The following is a 1,101-nucleotide window of genomic DNA, read 5'->3' on the forward strand; positions in this document are numbered from 1 at the left end:
GGGTTAGCCTTGGTTTCATTCGTTATCTCCTTGTTGTCGAATGAATATTGTGATTTTGATGTGAGTCTGGTTTTATATAAAACAAATCTGACCATTCTCACAAATGTTCCAATGTGGCAACGGAGCAGTATAATTACACGCTGTTTTATTACTCACACCTTATCACTGTTGTTTGGTTATCATGTTGGCATATTTGTTATTTTTTTTTAACGCTTCTTTTGTGATCCTCAATTCTGCGATTTGTTCACTCGTAATTTGTGTCATCGCTATTTTTAAGATCCTACTTCCGACCGCGCAGTTAAAAGCTAAAGGGACGGAAGCTGCCAACAAAGTGATGTGGATTTGGGCGACCGTCAATGCGGGGATTCTTGCCTTGTCTAACCGTGTGGAGTGGGACGTTCAAGGCATCGAGAATCTGAAAAAAGATGGTTGGTATTTGCTGATCAGCAATCACCTCAGTTGGACAGATATTGTTGTACTGTGCTGCGTATTTAAAGATCGCATTCCAATGCCGAAGTTTTTCCTCAAACAACAACTGCTGTATGTGCCGTTTATTGGTATGGCATGTTGGGCGTTAGACATGCCTTTCATGCGTCGTTACTCTCGTGAGTATTTAATTCGTAACCCTCACAAACGTGGCCAAGATTTGGCAACCACACGTCGTTCGTGTGCCAAGTTCAAGCATACTCCAACCACGGTTGTGAACTACGTGGAAGGTACACGCTTTACTGAAGAGAAGCAGCGTAAAAGCAAAGCGGGCTACCAATACCTGTTGCAACCCAAATCAGGCGGTATTGCTTACACATTGGCGGCAATGGGCGAGCAGTTTGAGAACATCATTGATGTGACCCTCGCGTATCCAGAGAATACGGACAAACCTTTTAAAGACATGCTGATGGGGCGCATGACTAAGATCGTGGTCCATGTGAAAGTGTTGCCAGTTGATGAGCAGGTGTTAGGGGATTACTTCAACGACAAGCCGTACAAGCGCCAATCCCAGCAATGGTTAGGGGATGTGTGGCAAGAGAAAGACCAACTGCTACAAGAGATTCATAAATAAAAAGGGGAGCCATGCGCTCCCCTGTTTTCTGTGCGTTGCGC

2 protein-coding genes are annotated in these 1,101 nt (G+C 44.5%); both read left to right on the plus strand.

Annotated elements, in window-relative coordinates:
* On the plus strand, window positions 1-210 hold a 210-nt coding region (locus R7P67_RS25970; protein WP_318086477.1), incomplete at its 5' end, for a hypothetical protein.
* Window positions 182-1,060, plus strand: a complete 879-nt coding sequence (locus R7P67_RS25975; protein WP_318086476.1) for an acyltransferase — start codon at window positions 182-184, stop codon at window positions 1,058-1,060. The genes R7P67_RS25970 and R7P67_RS25975, both read left to right, overlap by 29 nt.
* Window positions 1,061-1,101: the final 41 nt, after the last annotated feature.

The organism is Vibrio sp. Vb0937 (assembly GCF_033338855.1).

Bases quoted from the DNA above. Each gene is read 5' to 3' on its own strand.
- R7P67_RS25975 (WP_318086476.1), top strand. From the start codon at position 182: ATGTTGGCATATTTGTTATTTTTTTTTAACGCTTCTTTTGTGATCCTC.